At 44.9% G+C, this 17,401-nt stretch carries 13 protein-coding genes; 5 read left to right on the plus strand and 8 right to left on the minus strand.

What is annotated here, in order from left to right; genetic code table 11:
* Window positions 1–70: 70 nt before the first annotated feature.
* From lpdA to ACRD6K_RS16895, 4 genes are all read right to left on the minus strand, one after another.
* Window positions 71–1,462, minus strand: coding sequence for a dihydrolipoyl dehydrogenase (lpdA, locus tag ACRD6K_RS16880; RefSeq protein WP_430974235.1), 1,392 nt, complete (start codon window positions 1,460–1,462; stop codon window positions 71–73).
* A gap of 162 nt (window positions 1,463–1,624) precedes the next feature.
* Window positions 1,625–2,722 carry a redoxin domain-containing protein gene (locus ACRD6K_RS16885; RefSeq protein WP_430974237.1) on the minus strand — a complete coding sequence of 366 codons (1,098 nt, stop codon included), beginning with the start codon at window positions 2,720–2,722 and terminating at the stop codon, window positions 1,625–1,627.
* A gap of 3 nt (window positions 2,723–2,725) precedes the next feature.
* On the minus strand, window positions 2,726–3,850 hold the full coding sequence (meaB, locus tag ACRD6K_RS16890; protein WP_299583434.1) for a methylmalonyl Co-A mutase-associated GTPase MeaB: 1,125 nt from the start codon (window positions 3,848–3,850) through the stop codon (window positions 2,726–2,728).
* A 96-nt stretch (window positions 3,851–3,946) separates the two neighbouring features.
* Window positions 3,947–5,038: a DUF1573 domain-containing protein gene (locus ACRD6K_RS16895; protein ID WP_430974238.1), complete on the minus strand. Its 1,092-nt coding sequence runs from the start codon at window positions 5,036–5,038 to the stop codon at window positions 3,947–3,949.
* A 198-nt stretch (window positions 5,039–5,236) separates the two neighbouring features.
* Here ACRD6K_RS16895 and ACRD6K_RS16900 point away from each other — a divergent pair, with 198 nt between their 5' ends.
* Window positions 5,237–6,610, plus strand: a complete 1,374-nt coding sequence (locus ACRD6K_RS16900; protein WP_430974239.1) for a sensor histidine kinase — start codon at window positions 5,237–5,239, stop codon at window positions 6,608–6,610.
* Between the two features lie 73 nt (window positions 6,611–6,683).
* Window positions 6,684–7,394 carry a response regulator transcription factor gene (locus ACRD6K_RS16905; protein ID WP_430974240.1) on the plus strand — a complete coding sequence of 237 codons (711 nt, stop codon included), beginning with the start codon at window positions 6,684–6,686 and terminating at the stop codon, window positions 7,392–7,394.
* 87 nt (window positions 7,395–7,481) lie between these two features.
* On the opposite strand, the gene ACRD6K_RS16910 is transcribed toward ACRD6K_RS16905, so the two are convergent.
* Complete coding sequence (locus tag ACRD6K_RS16910; protein WP_299583422.1) at window positions 7,482–8,525, minus strand: ATP-dependent 6-phosphofructokinase; 1,044 nt, start codon at window positions 8,523–8,525, stop codon at window positions 7,482–7,484.
* A 362-nt stretch (window positions 8,526–8,887) separates the two neighbouring features.
* Here ACRD6K_RS16910 and ACRD6K_RS16915 point away from each other — a divergent pair, with 362 nt between their 5' ends.
* The 3 genes from ACRD6K_RS16915 (at window position 8,888) to yiaK (ending at window position 11,530) form a co-directional block, all read left to right on the plus strand.
* The gene (locus ACRD6K_RS16915; RefSeq protein WP_430974241.1) at window positions 8,888–9,682 is read left to right on the plus strand and encodes a 3-keto-disaccharide hydrolase; all 795 of its coding nucleotides are present in this window, start codon (window positions 8,888–8,890) and stop codon (window positions 9,680–9,682) included.
* Window positions 9,683–9,811: 129 nt separating this feature from the next.
* Window positions 9,812–10,498 (plus strand): aspartate/glutamate racemase family protein, encoded by a 687-nt coding sequence (locus tag ACRD6K_RS16920; RefSeq protein ID WP_430974242.1) that lies wholly within the window; start codon window positions 9,812–9,814, stop codon window positions 10,496–10,498.
* 12 nt (window positions 10,499–10,510) lie between these two features.
* On the plus strand, window positions 10,511–11,530 hold the full coding sequence (yiaK, locus tag ACRD6K_RS16925) for a 3-dehydro-L-gulonate 2-dehydrogenase (RefSeq protein ID WP_430974243.1): 1,020 nt from the start codon (window positions 10,511–10,513) through the stop codon (window positions 11,528–11,530).
* An 88-nt stretch (window positions 11,531–11,618) separates the two neighbouring features.
* Here yiaK and ACRD6K_RS16930 read toward each other — a convergent pair whose 3' ends face one another.
* Genes ACRD6K_RS16930 through ACRD6K_RS16940 form a run of 3 tightly spaced genes read right to left on the minus strand, consistent with a single transcriptional unit; the run spans window position 11,619 to window position 17,307 of the window.
* The gene (locus tag ACRD6K_RS16930; RefSeq protein WP_430974244.1) at window positions 11,619–12,908 is read right to left on the minus strand and encodes a TolC family protein; all 1,290 of its coding nucleotides are present in this window, start codon (window positions 12,906–12,908) and stop codon (window positions 11,619–11,621) included.
* Window positions 12,909–12,947: 39 nt separating this feature from the next.
* Entirely contained in the window at window positions 12,948–16,145 is a 3,198-nt protein-coding gene (locus ACRD6K_RS16935) for an efflux RND transporter permease subunit (RefSeq protein ID WP_430974245.1), read from the minus strand.
* A complete protein-coding gene (locus ACRD6K_RS16940) occupies window positions 16,129–17,307 on the minus strand; it encodes an efflux RND transporter periplasmic adaptor subunit (protein WP_430974246.1) in 1,179 nt (392 codons plus the stop codon). The genes ACRD6K_RS16935 and ACRD6K_RS16940 overlap by 17 nt, the downstream gene beginning before the upstream one ends.
* Window positions 17,308–17,401: the final 94 nt, after the last annotated feature.

Below are 17,401 nucleotides of genomic sequence, written 5' to 3' on the forward strand. Positions count from 1 at the left end.
AAAGAGGCAAAGAAAAGCCGTTTCAATGAAACTGAAACGGCTTTTTTTATAGCATAAATGAAATCTGTTATTACAAGTGAATGACTTCATCGTAAGCAGCGGCTGCCGCCTCCATAACCGCTTCACTCATGGTTGGGTGCGGATGGATGGTCTTGATGAGTTCATGTCCGGTTATCTCCAGTTTTTTGGCCACAACCAGCTCGGCAATCATCTCGGTAACATTGCCGCCAATCATGTGAGCACCTAACAATTCGCCGTACTTCGCATCAAAAATCAGTTTCACAAAACCATCTTTCTGACCCGCTGCACTGGCTTTTCCACTGGCTGAGTAAGGGAATTTACCAACCTTAATCTCATAGCCGGCTTCTTTGGCTTTTTGCTCCGTCATTCCTACCGATGATACTTCGGGGTTGGTGTAGGTACATCCCGGAATGTTTCCGTAATCCACCGGATCCGGATTTTGACCGGCAATCTTTTCCACACAGGTAATTCCCTCGGCTGAAGCTACGTGAGCTAAAGCAGGCCCGTGTACAATATCGCCAATGGCGTAAACACCTTCTACATTGGTGCGGTAGTAATCATCAACCTTAATCTTGCCATTTTCGAGCTCAACGCCCAGTTCCTCAAGGCCTATGTTTTCAATATTTGGAGCAATACCCACGGCACTCAAAACGATTTCCGCTTCCAGGCTTTCTTCACCTTTTTTGGTTTTCACCACTACTTTGCAAAGTTTTCCTTTCGTATCAACCGACTCAACCGAAGCATTGGTCATCACCTTCATTTTACTTTTCTTGAAGGAACGCTCTAGAGTTTTGGCAACCTCTTCGTCTTCATTCGGAATCACGGTAGGCATATATTCCACCAAGGTCACTTTGGTACCAATTGTATGGTAGAAATTGGCAAACTCGCTACCAATGGCGCCAGAGCCAACCACAACCATCGACTCGGGTTGCTTCTCTAAAGTCATGGCTTCGCGATAGCCAATAATTTTTTTACCGTCCTGAGTCAGGTTAGGTAACTGACGTGAGCGAGCTCCGGTAGCCAAAATGATGTGCTTGGCCGAAACCGTCGTTTTCGCTCCTTTTTCGTCTTCAACCTCAACCGTACCTTTTGCTTTCAGGCGGCCGTATCCATTAATTGCTTCAATTTTATTCTTCTTGAAAAGAAACTGAATTCCTTTGCTCATTCCACCAGCCACTTCGCGGCTGCGGTTGACCATAGCTTTAAAATCAGCCTTTACTTCGCCAGAAATACTAACGCCATAATCTGCGGCATGCTTGGCATATTCAAACGCCTGCATACTTTTCAACAAGGATTTAGTAGGGATACATCCCCAGTTGAGGCATACTCCTCCAATATTTTCTTTTTCAACAACACCTACTTTAAAACCTAGCTGGGCAGCCCGGATTGCAGCAACATAACCGCCAGGACCACTTCCTATAACTAATACATCGTAACTCATAATAATTGATTAACTGAATTTGATTGATCGCTAAAAAAAACAGCTCAACGACCAAAAAGTTCTTAAATAAGTGAATACTGTACAACAGCTCCGACACAACAATCTTATTCGACAACACGGCCGACCTTAAAACAAAAAACCGGCACTTGGCCGGTTTCTATTTTAGTTCAGTAATTCATTCAATTTATCGTGCAGGTCTTTCCCGCGCAGGTTCTTGGCTACAATCTTCCCTTCCGGATCAAGCAACACCGAATGAGGAATCGATTGAACGCCATACAGCTGGGCCGCTTCATTTTGCCAGTATTTCAAATCCGAAACATGGGTCCAGCTCAGTTTATCATCTTCAATCGCTTTCAGCCAAGCCTCTTTTTCACGATCAAGCGAAACGCCCAAAATATCGAATCCTTTATCCTTGAAAGTATTGTAAGCGCTTACCACATTGGGGTTTTCCTGACGACAAGGGCCACACCAGGCAGCCCAAAAATCAATCAAGAGGTATTTTCCACGGAAAGCAGACAAGCTTACCGGATTGCCATCCACATCGTTCATGGTAAATTCCGGAGCCTGAACACCAATGGCCGTCCGCCCTTTTTCTGCCACAAACTCTTTCAGTTGTTTGGTGTATACCGATGAATCCAGCTCAGCAGGAAATAAATCAACCAACTCCTTTAATTCGGTGTAATCCAGCTGCTGAGCCAGCTGTGTCAACGTAACGAAAGGACCTACAATGGAAGTACTATTCTCTTTAACAAAATTTTTAGCGTAAACCTGCATGTTGTCGTTCGCTGCTTCTGCATCAATTCGGATACGGTCCACCTCGTCTTGGTTACCGGAAGCCATCGCTGCAGAATACTGCTGCTGGTACTCACTCATTTTTTCCTGCATCCGCTGCACTTCATCCAGGTACTCGTTAAACAGATCGGTAATTGGAGAACCGGTAACTTGTGTTCCACGCAAACTATCCGCATTGGCTTCAACAGTAATCGTTTCATTTTCCAGAAAGAACTGAGCAAAATAATCACGCTCTCCTAAACGCAGGTAGTGCAACTCAGGAACGGCAATCGTTCCTTCAAAGGAAAATTTTCCTTCAACAGCGTGGGTGGTATCGGTTGTTACTGGCCGACCATTTTCGGCCTTAACAAGATAAACAACAGCCGAGTCGAGCCCGGCAACCGTACCATTTACCTGATATTTTGCTGAATTACTTTGACAACCAGCAATAAAAAGCAATAAAAGAACAACTATACCTAAATTTCTCATCCGTTAATATTTTTTTGTTTGATAATATTTATTCAGTAACTCAAAGGCTGCGACAAATGAACTCATTTCCTGCCCCAGCACTTTGTTTTCAAAGCTTGAAGTCAGTTCTTTTAACTCCTCATTCTGGTAGAAATCAGACTTTAAGTGGTCATTGATTGTTTCGTACATCCAAAACTTGGCCTGCTCATTTCTCTTGTGCTGAAAATAACCATTTTTTTCTACTAAACTGATATATTCCTGAATGGTTTCCCAAATTTTGTCAATTCCGATATGATGAAAAGCGGAACAAGTCAATACTTTAGGCTTCCAGCCCGAATCGGTGGGCGGAAACAAATGCAAGGCATTCAAATACTGAATCCGAGCCATTTCGGCTTTATCAACATTATTTCCATCCGCTTTATTAATGGTGATGGCATCGGCCATTTCCATAATTCCCCGCTTGATTCCCTGCAATTCATCACCAGCTCCGGCAAGCATCAACAACAAGAAAAAATCGACCATCGAATGCACCATAGTTTCGCTTTGGCCTACGCCCACCGTCTCAATAAAAATGGTATCGAAACCAGCGGCTTCGCACAAAATAATTGTTTCGCGGGTTTTGCGGGCTACGCCCCCCAAAGAGCCTGCCGATGGTGAAGGCCTGATGTAAGCATTGGGATCGGACGACAACTGCTCCATCCGGGTTTTATCGCCCAAAATACTTCCTTTGGAACGCTCACTGCTGGGGTCAATCGCCAACACAGCCAGTTTTCCCCCTTGCTTGGTAATAAATTTCCCCATCGATTCGATAAAGGTACTTTTCCCAACTCCGGGCACGCCGGTAATTCCAATGCGCAAGGACTTTCCGCTATAGGGCAAACATTTGGTGATGATTTCCCGGGCTACTTCCTGGTGTTCTTTTTTGGAACTCTCAACCAAAGTAACCGCCTGGCTCAGGGTGGTAATATTTCCGGCTAAAATTCCTTCAACATAATCATCTGCAGTCTTTATTCGTTTGCGTTTATTCTTTAAAAAACGCTGAATAGAATCCTCGTTAAAGGTTTCGGGATGATCAATTCCTTTATTGACTTTCAAGCCTTTATATTCCTTGTCGTTTTCAATATGATCGTAATTCTTTTTTATGCTCATGAGAAAAAATTTCTACGAAGGTAAAACTTAGCGTACGAACAAAAAAATAAGCCGCTCCAAAAAATGAAGCGGCTTTTCAATCTTCTTATTTTGCTGCTATCCGGTGACTTTAATGTTAGTTGAAACCCGCAAAATCGTTGTTGGATTTTTAGGATCATTCGTAATTACAGTTATTGACTTATTCTGCCGCCCGCGTTTTCCTTTCGAACTAAACTTCACCTTCAATGGGACAACTTCATTCTTCGAAATAATTTTTTTCTCAGGAGTAACGGCCGTACAGCCACAAGAGGTTTTCACCCGACGGATGATCAGGTCGCGCTGCCCTTCATTCTTAATATTGAAGGTGTATTCCACTTCATCGCCCTGGTTGATATCGCCAAAATCATGCACTTTTTCGTTGAACGCAACAACCGGAGCATTGGCCAGTTCTTCAGCAGTCAAGGCCGAAAAATCCTCTTCGATAGTCGCCGAAATACCAATAGAATTGCGATAGTTGGACTCCCCGTTGATATTGAGGTAAATGCGGTGCATCATAAAGCCATAAGTATTCAGCTCCTTGGCATCATAAGCAACCACCACTTTCCCTTTGCCTTTGGCCGGAATCGTCTCAGGAACAGCCTTTACTGTCAGGTGTTTGGGAGGAGTTTTAAACGAGAGGCTAACCGGCTCATCGGTATCGTTAATCAGCTCGAGCTCTTCCGTCCTTACTTCATTCTCGGTAATTTTCACAATTGAAATATGGTTGTTTTTGGCACGCAATGGCCCAATTTGACGCGGATACTGCTCTGCCAGCGTTTTCTCACGCTGTTCAACCACTCCTTTAATTCTTAAGATCGTATTGGGTTTTTCGGAATTGGAGGTTACCGATACTGTTTTATTGAAAGGTCCCGGTCTGTTACGGGGGTTATAGCTCACTTTAATAAATCCTTCCTGTCCCGGAGCCACTGGGGCTTTGGTCCACTGGGGCGTGGTGCATCCGCATGCCGCACGGACATTATTTAAAATAAGGGGTGATGCACCATTGTTCACAAATTTAAAATTATAGGTTTGTGAACCATCTTCTTCTTTGAAGGTACCAAAATCATGCTCCAAGGTTTCAAAATCAATTTTAGCCTTTACAGTTTGAGCTTCGCCGGAAGTGCCTGCTACAAATGAGATTAGTACTAAAAAAATGAAAAAATTCTTCATAACCAATTTTTTATATGAGGTGTTTAAATCCAGATCAAAGATAATAATCACGCGCTAACTACGCACAAACAAAGCTATAAAAGCTTCATCCCCAAAGGTGTTAATGCATCACTAACTTTTGTTAATAAGTTGTTAACAGCAAGTTGCTTTTCAAAAGAATAAGTAGTTTCGTAGTAGTCAATTGAGTATGTTACAACCATGGGAAGAAACACCTTAAGATACGTCATCATTTTAGCCACTTTTTCCGTTTTGGGAATTATCCTGATTCAGTTTTTTTTCTTACGAAACACGGTCAACCTGAATGAAAAAAAGTTTCACGAAGCAACCACCAAAGCCTTGAATGTGGTGGCTCAAAAACTGGTTTCCTACAACCAGCAGGTTCATGGATCAACCCAAAAAGTAGACCTCCCCAATGCGGTGGACCAAATTTCCAACAACTATTACGTGGTGAATGTCAACGAAGATATTCATCCGGGATTGCTGGAGCATTTCCTTGTTCAGGAGTTTAAGAACCACAACCTGAATGTGGATTTTGAATATGCCATTTACGATTGCGAAAACGAGAAGATGGTGTATGGCAAGCACCTCACCGAAAATAATGATACCTTGACTCAAATCTACCCGACCAGCAAGCAATCAGACGATTGTCTGGCGGAAGAACGGCTGTTTGAACAACATTATAAAGCGCAGACAGCCAAGCTTGATTGTGGTCTGCCGGTTTGCGAAAAATACACCTACTACTTTGGGGTATACTTTCCCAGCCGGTCAAAATACTACAGCAGCCAGGTACATGCCTGGTATGTCGTCAACGGCTTTTTGCTCATCATCATTTTGTTTTTTGGCTACACCTTGTATGTCATTTTTAAGCAGCGGCAGTTAAGCGAAATTCAGAAAAACTTCATCAATAACCTGACGCACGAGTTTCGAACCCCCATTGCTTCGATTGACCTTTCGTCCAAGGTTCTTGCTGATCCTAAAATTATTGAGCACCCCCAACGGCTGAAGGACTACAGCCAGATTATAGCCGAACAAACCCAACGCTTATCAGCACAGGTTGACAAGGTATTGCAAATGGCCAGTATCGAAAAGCAACAGCTTCAGCTGGACCTGGAGTCAGTTGAATTAAATCGTTTCATTCAGAAAAGCATTGCTGATTTTAAAACCAGTCAAAACGGGAATCAGTATCGCATTACTTTCCGCAGCGAATTGGAGGAGGCCACGGTAGAAGCCGACCCCTTGCATTTTTCAAATGTTATTTTCAACATTCTGGACAATGCAATTAAGTATTGCGACGAGGATCCCAAAATTGAGGTCCGAATCAGTCAATCCAAAAAAGGGTTTCAAATTGAAATTGCCGATAACGGAATTGGAATCGCCAAGGAATACCGCAAAGAGATCTTCAATCGGTTCTATCGGATTCCAACAGGCGACATCCACAATGTAAAGGGATTTGGGCTGGGACTTGATTATGTCAATAAAATCACCACCCGCCATCACTGGCGCATTGAAGTCTCTGATAATTCACCAAAAGGAAGTATATTTACCATTACGATTCCGAAAAAGAAAGCTTAAAACATGCCTTTTCTCCGGAAATCAGGTATTCAAAATTAAACACAGAACACTAATTATTTCACCGTATTGTACTATGGAACTTACCGGGAAAAAAATTCTGTTGGTTGAAGACGACAAAACCCTCAACTTTATCATACGCGACAACCTGGAAGAAGCGGGTTACGAAGTAACTTCAGCCGAAAATGGCGAAGAAGCCTTTGCAACCTATGCACAAAACTCCTTCGACCTATGTCTGCTGGATGTCATGTTACCCAAACTGGATGGATTCTCGCTGGCGAAAAAAATTCGGAAAAAGGATCAGTCCATTCCCATTTTGTTTTTGACTGCCAAAGCCATGACTGAGGATAAAATTAACGGGTTTAACATTGGTGGCGATGACTACATTACCAAGCCTTTTAGCATGGAAGAACTCTTGCTGCGCATCAAAGTTTTTCTAAAACGAAGCCATACCGACACCCTTGAATCTGAAGAACAAAACAACTATCAGGTCGGCCACTTCAACTTTTTGTTTGATCATTTAACCCTTCAGTACGGCAACGAAAAACGCACCCTGACTTATAAGGAAGCTGAATTGCTGAAGTATTTCTGCGAGCATGCCAACTCGGTCCTAAGCCGATCAGACATTCTCAAAAATGTATGGGGATCGGATGATTACTACCTGGGCCGAAGCCTGGACGTGTTTATTTCGCGCTTACGCAAGTACCTTAAAAGTGATTCCAACATTAAAATCATCAACCTGCACGGCATTGGCTTTCGCTTCAATGCACCGGTTGAAAAGAAATAAGCAGACCTTTACCAAATAAGAATGGGCTGCAAACAAAAAATCCCGGCTAAAAAGCCGGGATTCCTGTTTTATATCAGTCACTTATTTTTACATCAATTCGTATTCATCGCCAAAAGCAACTCCCATTTTCCGGGCTTTCATAATTAGCGGATTATCCGCTTCAACCAGGCTCAGCTTACCCCCAACTTCTTCCAGCGGAACTGTAGTCAGCAAGTTATTGCGCACGGCAACCATCGAACCAAAGTTCCCCTCGGCGATGCACTGGGCCGCAAACGAACCATAGCGGGTAGCCAATATCCGGTCCATCGGGCTGGGGCTTCCTCCGCGCTGCACGTAGCCTAGCACTGTTTCGCGGGTTTCAATCCCAGTAAAAGTATGAATGGCCTCGCCAACATGCGCTGCGGCTGATACTTTTTTGGGATGATCGATCCCTTCAGCAACAACCACAATGGAGTAAGGCTTATTGCTTTGGTAGCGCTGTTCTATTTTTTTACAAATCGAACGGATATTATACTCCACTTCCGGAATCAGAATGATGTCGCCTCCGCCAGCCATTCCGGCATACAAGGCAATCCATCCGGCATGATGTCCCATCACTTCAATAATCATAACCCGTTGGTGCGAGTTGGCCGTGGTATGCAGTCGGTCGATGGCCTCGGTGGCAATCTGCACAGCCGAGTCAAAACCGAAAGTTACATCTGTCCCCCACACATCGTTGTCAATGGTTTTGGGGATACCTACTACATTCAGACCTTCTTGCTGCAGGCGCGCAGCGGTTTTCATCGTTCCATTGCCCCCAATACAAACAACAGCATCCAAACCCAATTCCTGGTAATGCTGTTTGATTAATTCCGGCTTATCATTTTCGCCATCTTTCACCACCTTATAAGGTTTCTCGCGGGATGTTCCCAAAATGGTTCCTCCCAAAGTCAGAATACCGGAAAGATGCGACTCTTTAAGTTCAACAAAATCCTTTTCAATCAGACCAGAAAATCCAGCGGTAAATCCAATGACCTCCATGCCGTAGTCGACAATTGCTGTTTTCCCAACTCCTCTAATAGCAGCATTTAGTCCCGGGCAATCTCCCCCGGCTGTTAAAATTCCTATTCGCTTTGGCTTTTGAGTACTCATATGCTATCTAATTTTGAATATTACCACAAGGATGTGGCCGGTTTAAATATCAATCTAAATTACTAAAAGAAATTCGCTTTTTTTCAAAAAAATTCACTTTCATTCCTTCCGCTAAGCTGGAAAGCCTGACCGTCAGGAATGAATGCCAACTCCGGGACAGGCTCATTTTTCCATGCCTACCCAACATCAAAACACCGTCACTAAAAATCGGTTCACTCATCCTTTTCCGGTATCTTTTATTCCGATAAAATCCACGAATCCAGCCTGCAGCACCCACGGAATTTGCCAAGTTTTTTATTAAATTCGTAGCATCATTTTAATTCTTTATAATTTAAATCGATAACCTAAAATTTAATTTACCTATGAGACGAGTTTATTTGCTACTATTTGCCACTGTACTTGCATTTGCGACCGCTTGCAACACAGGAACTAAAAAAGCAGAAGATGCGAAAGAAGAAAAATCGGCCCAAGCGGAAGAGCCTGCCGCCGATAATACCTTAACAGCTGCTGAAAAAGAAGCCGGCTGGGTGCTTCTTTTTGACGGAAAAACATCCGAAGGCTGGCGTGGAGTCAACAAAGACCACTTCCCTACCGGATGGCAAATTGTTGATGGCACCCTGATGTGCAAAGGTTCAGGTGAAGGTGAAGCTGGAGCTGAGGATGGTGGTGACATCCTTTTCGACAAAAAATTCAAAAACTTTCAGCTGAAACTGGACTGGAAAATTTCTGAAGGCGGGAACTCCGGAATTTTCTACCTGGGCGAAGAAGTTGAAGATTGGCCAATTTATAAAACAGCTCCTGAAATGCAGATTCTGGACAACGAACGTCATCCGGACGCCATGCTGGGAAAAGATGGTAACCGCCAAGCAGGTTCATTGTACGACCTGATTCCCGCTAAACCACAGAATGCCAAGCCTGCCGGAGGATGGAACAGTGTTGAAATCATTTGCTACCAAGGCACAGTTGTTCACAAGCAAAACGGCGAAGTGGTTGTTGAATACCACTTGTGGACCGATGACTGGAAAGCACTGGTTGCCGGCAGTAAATTTCCGGGCCTGAACGAAAACTGGGCGGATGTGCCTAAAGAAGGTTACATTGCTTTGCAAGACCACGGAAACGATGTTTGGTTTAAAAACATCAAAATCAAAGAATTGTAAAATTGCTTCTCGAAGCAGATACCAGAGGGTTGCAGTTGCAACCCTCTTTTGTTTTTCATACATTCATCCACAGCTTTCGCCACGAACGAAGGCGTTAATATTATTCAAAACAAATACAGAACAAGCTATATGAAGACCATCGGACTTGTTGGAGGAATCAATTGGGCATCAAGCATGGAATACTACCGCCTGATTAACCTTTTCATGAATGAAAAAAAGGGCGGCTTGCACGCAGCTCGTGTCATTATCTATTCGTTGAACTTTGGAGAAATTGATGCGATGCGCCAAAAAAAAGACCAGCTATCCATCATGCTGACTCTAAAACATGCCGCGCTAAAACTGGAAGCCAGTGGTGCCGACTGCATCCTAATAGCGTCTAATACGATGCACCAATTTGCAGAAGATATTCAGCAAGCCCTTCGGGTTCCGCTGCTTCACATCGGCGAGGCAACTGCCACTCAGGCCAGCCAGTCAGCCTATAAAAAAGTTGGCTTGCTGGGCACCAAATCAATCATGGAGCTTCCTTTTTACAAAGAGAAACTCACCGAACAAGCCATTGAGACACTGGTTCCGGAAGAGGACGATCAGAATTTCATCCAGCAGTGCATTAGTTCCGAATTGGTTTTTAATCAAATCAATTCCGAGAGTAAAAACCGTTTTCTGCAAATTATTCGGCAACTGCAGGAAAAAGGCGCTGAAGCCATTATTTTAGGATGTACTGAAATTCCACTTCTTGTTCAACAGGAAGACTGCGACATTCCATTATTGAACACCATTGAAATTCATGCACGCACAGCCGTTGAGTTTGCCCTTTAATCCGACACGCCCATGTCTTCTGAACAGTTTACCCGAATTGCTTTTGAAACCATGCAGGCCCGCTTTCTGGAAGTACTGCTCAACTTAGGCTTTCCGGAACAAAAAGCAGCAAGCTGTGCTTCCATTTTTGCCACCAACAGCCTTGATGGCATTTACTCCCATGGAGTCAACCGGTTTCCTCGTTTTGTGGATTACACCCAGAAAGGCTATATCAAACCAGAAATGGATGCTAAATGTCAAAACCGGCTTGGAGCCATTGAACAGTGGGACGGCCAATTGGGGCCGGGACCGAGTAACGCGCTTCAGGCTACCGAACGAGCCATGGAACTAGCCCAGGAGCAAGGCCTGGGGCTCGTAGCTCTGGCCAACACCAACCACTGGATGCGCGGTGGATACTATGGCTGGCAAGCGGCCCGCCAAGGGTTCGCCTTTATGGGCTGGACCAACACCATCGCCAACCTTCCGGCCTGGGGAGCCCGCGAATGCAAACTGGGCAACAATCCATTGGTCTTTGCCCTTCCCTACCGAAACGAGGCAATCGTGCTGGACATGGCGATGTCGCAATTTTCATACGGCAAACTGGAAAACATGCAGCAGTTGGAGCAGCAACTTTCTGTTCCCGGTGGATTCAACCGCAACAATGAACTCAGCACCCAGCCGCAGGAGATTATTGAATCGGGCCGGCCATTGCCCATTGGCTATTGGAAAGGCGCGGGCTTATCGCTCATGCTGGACTTATTTGCAAGCATCCTTTCTGCCGGTTTATCAACTTCCGCACTCACCCAACAACACCTGGAAGAATATGGGGTGTCGCAGGTTTTTATCGCCATAAACCTAAAACAGCTGTCTAACTTTCCGGCCATTCAACAAAGCCTGCAAGCGGTGCTGGATGATTTTCATTCCGCCGAAAAAGTGGCCCCGGAAATGACCTTACGCTATCCCGGACAACGGGTCATTCAAACGCGTGCTGAGAACCGCAGGCTGGGCATACCGGTACATGCTGATGTTTGGCAACAAATTCTTGACTTCTAAACCAGTCTCAAGGGCAAGCAAAAAAAAGCCCGGAGCATTCGCTGTCCGGGCCTAAAAATATTATTGATTATTCTGAGGAGCAGCCCAACTATTCATATTGCTGAACAATGGTACCCACCATACGAAGCAAAGCGGTATGCGTATCAATAAAATTGTAAATCGCTTGCAGCTCCTGCAGCGAAGTATTCAGATAAATCAGCTGCACATCGCGAAAATTGAACGAATTAATGGCACCGCTTTCAAACTTCTCCCGGGCAATCTGAAAGTTCAGCTTAGCCGCTTCCATATTTTCACGGGCCACAGAAAGCAACTCCTGCCGAACCAGGTAAAACTCGTACAGATTTGCCAGTTTGTTATCCAGTTCATGCTTCATTTGCTCCAGCTCAACCAAGCCGTTTTCCTCCTCCAGCCGGGCTATCTGAAGAGCCCTTTTCCGGTTGCCTCCGCTAAACAAGTTGTAGCTCAGCGTAAAGTTGCCATACATGTTATTGACATTGTTCCATGAAATTCCACTGTTCTCAAAGTCATTGCCGGTACGGGTATGCGTAGCGCCCCCCGCAAAAGACAGCGTTGGGTAGTATGAACTTTTAGCCGATAAAATAGCATTCTCCAAGAGGTTTTGATTGATGTATTGATTTTTCAAACTTTTATTATTGGCCACCATTTGAGTCTGCAAGTCAGCCAACACATAAGATACCGGCATCGCCTGAAACTCATCATTCAACTCGTACGAAGCCCCACTGTCATCAGCCATTAAAAAAGCCAGATCGCGCAAGGCATTCTTATAAAACACCTGTTGTGAGAGGTAACTTGTTTTATCCGTCAGGTATGCATTTTGGGCCTGAAGCACCTCAAAAGTCACTGCCGAACCAAGTTCTTTTCGCTGCTGAATCCGCTGATATCGGTCTTCCGACAACAACATCACTTCGTTCAGCACATTCAGCCGCTCTTTTTCGAGCAAGGCAGCATAATACGCCAGCACCACCGACTGGATCGTCCCCTCCACCATGATCGCGGTATTCTGCTTCGACAGCTCCTCCAGTTCGGCGAACCGTTGTTTTGTAATCTTCACAGCAAAACCATCAAAAAGCGTCCAGTTCAGGTTCACCCCACCTGAAAACCGATTTTGAATAAAGTCTTCATTGGCATTATCATTCAAGGCATAATCCGCCCCTAACGACACGCCAATATACGGATAGCGGCCGGCTGCTCCCCAACTGTTATTGATCGATGCAATCTGCTGTTGTTGCTTCACCAAAGTGATATCGTAATTATTTTCAAGCGATCGTTTGATGGCTTCTTCCAGACTCAGGCTTGGTTGAGCCTTTAAACTCAGGCTTGCCAGTATTAGTAAGAAAAAAACTTTTAGTTGTTTCATAAACACATTCCTATCGTTAACGCAACTTACAAAGTGCTTTTAGTTTGATTTTTTGTCATTCACTCCTTGCCCATCTTCCAGTTTTCTTAAACTGTGGAGGTAAGCAATTTCAACTTCTTCGGGTTCAAATTTACGCCCCTGCCATAACTGCCGGACAACACGCCGAACGTCATTCAAGATCATGATCAGCGCCGGGAAGAACAACAGGATGAACAAGGTTCCGAAGGCAACACCATACACCAGCGAAATAGCCATGGGAATCAGAAATTGCGCCTGAAAACTCTTTTCCAGAACCAATGGAAATAATCCGAATGAAGTGGTCAGCGTTGTTAAAATGATGGGACGAAGACGATTTTTACCGGACTCAACAATTGCCTCGCGCACTTTCTTGCCCGATTCAATAAGCGAATTGTACTTGGCCAGAAATACAACGGCATCGTTCACAATCACCCCGGTAAGTGCAACGATTCCCCACAAACTTAAAATTGAAACAGGCTTTCCATGAATACCGTGGCCCCAAATAGATCCGAGTACCGCCAAAGGAATCATAATTAAAATCAACAAGGGTTGTTCAAACGACTTGAAGTTGATCATCAGAATAAAGACAATCATCAAAAAGGCCAAGGGGAAATAAATAACCATGTCCGACATGTTTCGCTGACTTTCTTTTTGCTGCCCCTGATACTCCACCCGAATTCCTGAATGCAGGGCCAGCAATTCCGGCATGATGCCCTGCTCAATTTGCGCCAGAATTTCGGTCACGGAGGCATCCGGATCAACCAATTCCGCACTCACCCGGATTTCGCGTTTCCCATTGAAACGTTGAATGTTAACCGGACCACGTTCCAGGTTATAATCAACCAGCTCGGCCAAAGGATAATCGCCCGCAACCGTTTTTATTTTCATGCGTTCCATTTGGCCCAGGGTTGTCCGGTCTTCCCTTGGGTAACGCACCCAAATCCGCAATTCATCGCGCCCTTCCTGAATCCGCTGAGCCTGCCCACCGTAAAACCCTTGGCGCACCTGACTGGCAATGGAAGACTCGGTCAGGCCAAGCATGTAAGCAATCGGCTTCAGTTTTAACCGAACCTCTTGTTTTCCCAAGGCATTGTTATCCACCACATCTTTCAGTTGGGGCATCTCCTCGAGTTTCTCCATCAGGAAATCGCGCCCCGATTCCAACTCTTCAATGTTGCGCGAAAGCAAACTGATGGAAACCGGATCGCCAAACCGTCCGCGCGCACCAATGGTAAACTTCTCCGCTTCCAGCACGGGCCCCACTTTCTTAGTCACCCGGTTGATTATTTCATAGGTACTGATGCCGGTTTCTTCTGAGTTCCGTGGAAAAACATTGATATTTCCGGCATGTGCCCCCGATTCCTGCCCATCAAAAGCAACTCCCATATTCACAAAGGCATTGTCAATAATATCAATCGTATCGTTATATTCTTTTTTCAACTCCTCGTTCACCTCCCAAACGGCTTGCTCAAAGCGCGTCAGGTAAGCCATCGTTTGCGCTTCTCCCTGCCCGGGAGTGAAGGCGATATTAATGTTGAATGAATCGAACTCCATGCGTGGGAAGAAGGTGGTTTTAATAATTTGCCCACCGATCAGTCCGGCCGTTATTAAAACCATGGCCAGCGGAACACCAATAACGACATACCGCCACTGCACAATCAGCTTCAATACGCGATCATAGGCATAGTCGCGCAACCAATTAAACATTCTCTCGGTATACTTCCGGAATCCCTTTGTTCGCGAATCCATGCTTCGTTTACTCAAAACATGCTCATTTCCAAGGTGAGCCGGAAGCACCAAAAAAGCTTCGAAGAGCGAGAAGAACAAGCTGGCACATACGATGAAAGCCATTTCATGCATCATTTCCATCCTTCCGGTAATGAAAAACAAAGGAGAAAACGCAATAATGGTTGTGGTAATCGAAGTAAGCACAGCAGGAATCACCTCCACTGTTCCATCAATGGCTGCACGCATGGGGCTTTTCCCCATCTCGAAATGCTGGAAAATATTTTCACCGATCACAATCCCGTCATCCACCAAAATTCCGATTACCAGAATCATTCCAAAAAGCGAGATCATATTGATGGTTACTCCCATCAGGTTGGCCACAATAAACATGGCCAGAAAAGAAGCCGGAATTCCCCAGGCTACCCACAAGGCCAGTCGTGTACTGAGCATAAATGCCAGCGCCAAAACTACCAGGAACAGCCCCTGCAAACCATTGGTGTATAGCAAGTCCAAACGACTATGCAGCAACTCGAGGAACGAAAATGTCACCCCAACTTCGACTCCCGGATGCCTGGCGTTAAATTCTTCCACATATTGATGGACATACTCATCAATATCTTCCAGGTCTTCTACAATCAATTTTGAGATACTGATGGTCACCACCGGTTTTCCCTTACGCAAACTTTTGGTGGGCACATCGGCAAATTTCTTTTTCACCTCAGCCACATCGCGAATCCGGATGATGCTTCCATCCATATTCGCCCGCAGGACGATGTCTCCAATTTTATTGGGGTCAGCACTTCGGGATCGCAGACGAATGATCAATTCTTCCTGCATGGACCGGATCTCTCCCCCTGAAACATCCCGGTTATTTTGCGAAATGGCATTTTCCAGGTCGGTAAAAGTAATGCCATAACGCAGCAGATCGTGTTCGGTCGCTTCCACGGAAATTTCCAACTGCGGAAATCCATAAATATCCACCTGACTCACTCTTCCTGAAGCCAGCAACTCTTCTTCAACCTGTTGCGCGTATTCCTTCAGGGTCATCAGGTCCACTTCGCCACTCATGCGCAGAAACAGGGCCCGCGAGGTAGTTCGTTGTTTGAAAACAATGGGGCGCTCGGCAGCCGAAGGAAATGAAGAAATTCCATCCACCGCATTCTTCACCTCAATTAAGGTTTCATCAATGTCGATGTCACCCGTAATTTCAATTTGTACCCGTGCCGAATTTTCCGAAGAAGTTGAAGTGATTTCATAAATTCCGGGAATTCCTCTTACAGCTTCTTCAATACGCGAAGTAACCCCTTCTTCCATTTCCACCGGAGAAGCCCCCGGATAAAAAACCGATACGTAGATATTTTTAGAAGGCCTTTCCGGGAAGAAAGACTTTTTCATCGTATACATGCTTAACCCGCCAATTACCAGCAAGAAAACCAAAATCAGGTTCGCATAGAACGGAAATCGCACAAACGTTTCAACTGCCTTTCTCATCCTTGTTCTTTTTCGTTGGTGTATTTCCACTTACCTGTGCTTTGAGTATTTCTACCGGCGTGCGCTCTTTAACATTGATCAAGGCCTCCTGAACCACGTAGGTTCCTTCGTCCAGGCCATCAAAAATTAAGGTCGAGGTATTTACTTTAATGATATTGATTTGCTGTTTCTGCAAATAACCGTCAACAACGGTAAACACGGTATTGGTATTGAACACCGCACTGCGGGGAATCTCCATGGCCCCCTCAATTAAATACCCCGGAAACTCAACCGACAAAAACTCGCCGGCAAGCAATTCAACATCGGGTTGGGGAGTAACTTTAACAAACACACTGCGCGACTGCGAATTCTGATCGACAAACGCCGCCTTACGCACAACTGTTCCTTCCAAATTTTTGTGCTGTCCGGTAATCACCTTCACCCGGTCGCCCAGTTTAATCCATTTCGAAAAGCCATTTTCAACAGGAACTTCCAGCTCCAGCATATCGGTGCGAATCATTTTAGCAATTTGCCCCCCAGTGTTCACATACGCTCCTACTTCGTGGTTCACCTGTGTAAATGTGCCGTTAAAAGGAGCATACATGGAGTGACGTTCCAAACGTTTTTCATCCTGACGGATGCTGTAGAAATCATTCAGAATCCCCTGACTCGCCAAAAAAACTTTCAGTTTTTCATTGTCGTACGCCGGCATGTCCGGTAGTTCCTTGTTCAGATCAATTCGATTGAAGAAATCCTGAAAGGCTTGATAACTGTCCGGAAAGTCTATTTTCAGATCGGGCAAAATATTGGTCAGACTTTTCAAAAAAACACTTTTTTTGCTTTTCAGGGCCAGCTCCATTTCATCTTTGTAGATACTGGCCAAATGCTGCCCTTTTTTAAACGAAGCCCCTTTTTTCAGGCTAACTGCTCCGGCTTCAATTTTCCCGGCTGCTTCAGCTACCAGCAACACCTCATTGCCGGCAATCACCCCACCCAAGGCAGTAACTCCCGAGACGATATCCTCATAAACAACCTGCTTGGCTGACACATAGCGTTTCACTTCAGCTGCAGGCCCTTGTTTGGGTTCGGGTTTCATCGAAATAAATAGTTTTGACAAAGCCGCCGATCCTCCCAGGAGAACAATCAGGGCAATGACAACAAACGTTATTTTTCTCCAATTCATGCGATTTTATTGATAGGTTAATGTTAGTATGATATCCGTAATACAAAGAATCTATTTGGTCCGACAGAAAATTATATGTGCAAAGCCAGCCCAA

The organism is Sunxiuqinia rutila (genome assembly GCF_050589705.1).
GTDB classification, from domain to species: Bacteria; Bacteroidota; Bacteroidia; order Bacteroidales; family Prolixibacteraceae; genus Sunxiuqinia; species Sunxiuqinia rutila.